The organism is Halanaerobiales bacterium (genome assembly GCA_035270125.1).
Taxonomy (GTDB): domain Bacteria; phylum Bacillota; class Halanaerobiia; order Halanaerobiales; family DATFIM01; genus DATFIM01.
In genome coordinates this window covers 1-5,740 of the sequence record DATFIM010000150.1, presented here as the reverse complement: position 1 = coordinate 5,740, position 5,740 = coordinate 1, and the positions used below count along the sequence as shown (strand labels likewise).

Below are 5,740 nucleotides of genomic sequence, written 5' to 3'. Positions count from 1 at the left end.
AATTGAGAAAAATGAAGGAACAGAAGATTTAGTGATAATAGGTATTCGTTCTAGAGGAGTACCTATGGCTGAAAGAATTGCTGAAAGAATAAATGAATTTGAAGGGGTCGAGGTTCCTACAGGAATTTTAGATATAACCCTCTATCGAGATGATTTATCTCAGGTATCAAAACAGCCAATTATCCACCAAACTGAGATATCTTTTGACATAACAAATAAAAAAGTTGTTTTAGTAGATGATGTATTATATACAGGAAGAACAGTAAGGGCTGCACTTGATGCATTAATAGATCTAGGTAGACCCAAAGCAATACAATTAGCCATTTTGGTTGATAGAGGTCATAGAGAATTACCAATAAGACCGGATTATGTAGGAAAAAATCTTCCTACTTCTCAAGATGAGGTAGTAAGTGTAAACTTTAAAGAAATAGATGGAGATGACAATGTATTACTTTTAGAAAAAGAGTAAATTTATAATAAATAAAATATGATTTACCCTTTAAATACAGTTCAGTGAGACTGGGAAGGGGCTTTAAACCTTAACTATAGGTATAAAGATTATTAGCCTTCTTGTCAGTTTAAACTGATGAGAAGGCTTTTTTTATATCATAAAAAGAGGAGAGATAAAATGAATATTAAAAAACAATTTTCTAAAAATGTTCAGGATTTAAAAGATAATGATATGACTTCTTCAAAAGTATTGATGATGGCTTTTCAGCATATGTTCGCCATGTTTGGTGCAACAATATTAGTACCTTCTTTAACAGGACTTAATCCCTCAGTTGCTCTTTTTACCTCTGCTTTAGGAACTTTAATATTTCATGTAATTACTGGTGCTCAGGTACCAGCTTATCTTGGTTCTTCATTTGCTTTTATTGCTCCCATAATAGCAGCTAAATCACAATTTGGAACAGAAGGAGCTCTTTTAGGAGTAATAACAGTCGGAATAGTATATAGTATAATGTCACTTATTATTCGATTTATAGGAACAGAATTTTTTCGCAAATTATTACCACCGGTTGTGGTAGGACCTGTAATTATTACAATTGGTCTGGGACTTGCTCCAACCGCTAAAGATATGGCTTCAGAACATTTATTAGTAGCTGCAGTAACTCTGGCTATAGCAATCGGATTTAGTGTCCTGGCCAAAGGAATATTTAAAGTAATACCAATTTTAATGGGAATCATTGGCGGTTATACATTTGCAGGATTTTTAGGATTAATAGATTTTAGTCCAGTAACAAATGCAGCCTGGCTTGCCTTACCAGATTTTACCTTTCCTCAAATAGCTGGAAATATAAAGGCTTTAAGTTTAATAGCACCAATTGCTCTGGTAACAATGGTAGAACACTTAGGGGATGTAGTTGCTTTAGGAACAACAGCAGATAAAAACTATATTGAAGATCCTGGATTGCATAGAACTTTATTAGGAGATGGTATAGCTACCGCAATTGCTGGGATTTTTGGTGGACCACCCAATACAACCTATGGAGAAAACATTGGAGTATTAGCTATAACTAAAGTTTATAATCCGCTTATAATTGAAATTACAGCTGTAATAGTATTCCTCAGCAGTTTTGTACAAAAATTAGGAATGATAGTCCATACTATACCTAATGCAGTAATGGGAGGAATTGTTTTCTTACTCTTCGGAATGATAGCTTCAATTGGATTAAGAACTCTAATCGAAAATAATGTTGACCTATCAAACAATAGAAACCTGGTAATAATTTCAGTAACACTTGTAATAGGAATTAGTAATCTAACTCTTAGTTTTGGAGGTTTAGAATTTGCTGGAATGGGTCTGGCAGCTCTGGTAGGTATTATATTGAATCTCATCTTACCTGAAGATGTTGGAGAAGAAGAAAATACAGGAGAGAGTAGTATAGTTAAAGATGAGAAAAAGGTAACAGCTTAATAAAATAGAAAAAATTTTAGTAAATAAAAAACAGGAGGCAAAAAATGGCTTTAAAACAAAAAGATTTTTTAGGCTTATATAATGTGAAAGGCGAAGATATTAACCAAATATTAACTACTGCTGAATCAATGAAAGAAATTTTTACAAGAACAGTAAAAAAAGTACCAACACTTAGAGGAAAGACAATTGTAAATTTATTTTTTGAACCAAGTACAAGAACGAAATCATCTTTTGACCTGGCAGCAAAAAGGTTGAGTGCAGATGTAATGAGTATTTCCAAGTCTACCAGTAGTGTAGCCAAAGGTGAATCACTTTTAGATACAGCCAAAACAATGGAAGTAATGGGGGCAGATGTAGTAGTAATTAGACATAGTGCTCCAGGAGCTGCAGAGTTTTTGGCAAATAATGTTGAAGCAAGTGTTCTTAATGCAGGAGATGGAGCTCATGCTCATCCTACTCAAGGTCTACTTGACCTTTATACAATGAAATCTTATAAAGGAAGCTTTGAAGACATGAAAGTTCTTATTATTGGAGATATTACCCATTCTAGAGTAGCAAGATCTAATATTCAGGGATTACTGGAGCTTGGAGCAGAAGTTAGAGTAACTGGTCCGGCAACTTTAATACCAAGAGAAATTGAAAAAATGGGAGTAAAGGTTTTTAAAGATCTTGACAAAGCGCTTGAAGGTGTAGATGTAGTAAATATCTTGAGAATACAACTCGAAAGACAGGAAAGCGGTTTATTTCCCTCAATAAGTGAATATCGAAAGTTTTATGGAATGAATAAAGAAAGACTTGATAATCTTTCAGATGATGTATTAATTATGCATCCAGGACCGATGAATAGAGGAATAGAAATTGAGAGTGCAGTGGCTGATAGTGAGCAATCAGTGATTACTGAACAGGTAACTAATGGAGTAGCAGTAAGAATGGCATTACTTTATTTATTAGCCGGGAGGGAGATAAATGATGAAGATCTTAATTAAAAATGGACATATAATTGATACTTTAGAAAATATAGATGGAAAATATGATATTTTACTTAAAAATGGTAAAATAGTTCAAATTGAAAAAGAAATTGAAAGTAAAGAAGCAGAGATAATTGATGCAAAAAATAAAATGATTTTTCCAGGTTTAATAGATATGCATACTCATCTAAGAGAACCTGGATATGAAGAAAAAGAGACAATTAAAACTGGGGCAGAAGCTGCAGCTGCTGGAGGATTTACTACAATTGCCTGTATGCCAAATACTAATCCAGCAATTGATAATCCAGCTACAGTGGAATATGTAAAATCTGAAGGTGAGAAAGCAGTTGTTGATATCCTGCCAATTGGTAGTATTACCAAAAAACGAGAAGGTAAAGAATTAGCAGAGCTCGGTTTTTTAGCTGAAGCTGGAGTAAAAGCAGTGTCTGATGATGGAAATCCGGTTATGAATAGTGAAATTATGAGAAGAGCAATGGAATATGGTGATAACTTTAACTTGAAGATAATCAGTCACTGTGAAGATTTGAATTTAGCAAGTGAGGGAGTAATGAATGAAGGTTATTATTCAACAATTTTAGGACTTAAACCTATTCCTGCTGCTGCAGAAGAGACGATGATAGCCCGTGATATTATGATAGCAGAGTTTACAGGAGCATCACTTCATATAGCCCACTTAAGTACTAAAAGAGGTTTAGAGCTTGTCACAGATGCTAAAAAGAGAGGTGTAAATGTAAGTGCTGAAGTAACTCCTCACCATTTTTCTCTAACTGATGAAGCTGTAAAAGGATATGATCCTAATACAAAAGTTAATCCTCCTCTTAGAAGTCAAAATGATGTAGATGCTTTAAAAGAAGGAATTGCTGAAGGTACAATAGATATTATTGCTACAGATCATGCCCCTCACACCTATGAAGATAAACTTGGAGAATTTAATTATGCTGCAAATGGAATCTCCGGTTTAGAAACAGCTCTTGCTCTGGTAAATACAAATCTTGTAAAAGAAAATATAATCGATTATAAAGACCTTTTGAAACTAATGTATGAAAAACCAATTGAATTGTTTGATCTCAAAAAAGATGGAATAAAAGAAGGAGTTTTGGCTGATTTAATAATTTTTGATCCTGATAAAGAATGGGAAGTTAAAACTGATGAATTTAAATCAAAAGGAAAAAATACACCTTTTGCCGGTCAAAAATTAACCGGTAAAAATGAAATTACTTTTAGTTCAGGAAAATTAGTATATGATAATAGAGGTGATAAGGCTGAAATCCTTTGTAGATAAACTTATCAATAAGATAAAAAAGACCGACAGTAGAATTTGTGTCGGTCTTGATCCTCATCTTGATTTAATTCCAGAATATATTTTAAATAATGCCAGAGAAAAATATTCAGATCATGATAAGGCAATTGCAATGGCTGTTTTAGATTTTAATAAAAAAATTATTGATGAAGTAGTTGAACATACGGCAATTATAAAACCACAGATAGCATTTTATGAAAAAATAGGTCTTAAAGGATTAAAAACTTTAGAAAAAACTGTAGAATATGCCAAAGAAAAAGGACTTTTAGTATTACTTGATGCCAAAAGAAATGATATTGGATCTACAGCTGGAGCTTACGCAGAAGCCCATCTAAAAAATGAAAATATTGATGCAATAACTATTAATCCCTATTTTGGCCTGGATGGAGTAAAACCATTTTTGCAATATAAAAATAAAGGTGCCTTTGCTCTAGTAAGAACATCCAATAAAAGTGCAGGTGATATTCAGGATATTGAAAGCAAAGATGGTAAGAAAATTTATGAACATATGGGCCAATTAGTTAAAAAGTGGGGTAATAATTATAAAGGTGATAGTGGGTATTCCAATCTTGGAGCAGTTATTGGAGCGACATATCCTCAGGAATTAAAAAAATTGCGTTCCTTAATGCCTGGAGTATTTTTCTTAATACCTGGCTATGGTGCTCAGGGTGGAGGAGCAGATGATGTTGCTTCTGGATTTGATAAAGAGGGATTAGGAGCTATTGTAAATTCAGCAAGAGGAATAATATTTGCCTATAGAAATGATAATAAATATAAAGAGAAAGAATTTGCTATAGCAGCCGGTGAAGCTGCCAAAAATATGAAAGAAGAAGTTAATAAAGCGATTACTAAGTTTAATGGATAGTAATGAAAGGGGAAATTAAATTTGTTAGTTAAAGATAATGAAAAAGTTGGCCCTGGCATTTATAAAATGGCACTTGAATCAGAAGAGAAAATCAAAGCAAATCCCGGTCAATTTATTCATCTTAAAATAAAAAATGATAGTTATGATCCCTTATTGAGAAGACCATTTAGTATTTTTGATATAAATAAAAAAGAAAATTTATTAACAATTGTTTATAAAGTTTGTGGTAGAGGAACAAAATTAATGTCGGAAATTAAAAGTGGTGAAGATGTAGATATTTTAGAAAATTTAGGAAATGGTTTTAATCTAAAAAACAAAAATAAAAATATTGTACTAATTGGTGGAGGAATGGGAATAGCTCCCTTATATTTTTTAGCAAAAAAATTATCTGAAAATAATAATTTAAGAGTATTATTAGGAGCTCAAAATAAAGAGGAATTATTATTTTTGAAAAATAAATTTTCTAAACTTGATCTAAAATTAGATAATGTTACTATCGATGGTAGTTTAGGATTTAAGGGAAATGGAGTCGATTATTTAAAAAGTTTAATTAAAGATAAACAGGAAATTGATTATATTTATAGTTGTGGTCCTACTGCTATGTTGAAAGAATTGAAAAAAATAGTAGTAAATAATGATATTCAAGCAGAAGCATCTTTAGAGGAAAG

The 5,740-nt window shown here is 32.2% G+C and carries 6 protein-coding genes; all 6 read left to right on the top strand.

All coding sequences use genetic code 11. From position 1 onward, the window contains the following. Positions 1-469 (top strand): bifunctional pyr operon transcriptional regulator/uracil phosphoribosyltransferase PyrR (pyrR, locus tag VJ881_07845; protein HKL75964.1); only part of this gene is annotated, 469 nt, incomplete at its 5' end. A 159-nt stretch (positions 470-628) separates the two neighbouring features. Next, the gene (locus VJ881_07840; GenBank protein HKL75963.1) at positions 629-1,918 is read left to right on the top strand and encodes a solute carrier family 23 protein; all 1,290 of its coding nucleotides are present in this window, start codon (positions 629-631) and stop codon (positions 1,916-1,918) included. Positions 1,919-1,962: 44 nt separating this feature from the next. Next, positions 1,963-2,904: an aspartate carbamoyltransferase catalytic subunit gene (locus VJ881_07835; protein HKL75962.1), complete on the top strand. Its 942-nt coding sequence runs from the start codon at positions 1,963-1,965 to the stop codon at positions 2,902-2,904. Continuing rightward, positions 2,885-4,189 (top strand): dihydroorotase, encoded by a 1,305-nt coding sequence (locus VJ881_07830; GenBank protein HKL75961.1) that lies wholly within the window; start codon positions 2,885-2,887, stop codon positions 4,187-4,189. The genes VJ881_07835 and VJ881_07830 overlap by 20 nt, the downstream gene beginning before the upstream one ends. Beyond that, positions 4,161-5,072 (top strand): orotidine-5'-phosphate decarboxylase, encoded by a 912-nt coding sequence (gene pyrF, locus VJ881_07825; GenBank protein HKL75960.1) that lies wholly within the window; start codon positions 4,161-4,163, stop codon positions 5,070-5,072. The genes VJ881_07830 and pyrF overlap by 29 nt, the downstream gene beginning before the upstream one ends. A 21-nt stretch (positions 5,073-5,093) precedes the next feature. Further along, positions 5,094-5,740 (top strand): dihydroorotate dehydrogenase electron transfer subunit (locus VJ881_07820; protein HKL75959.1); only part of this gene is annotated, 647 nt, incomplete at its 3' end.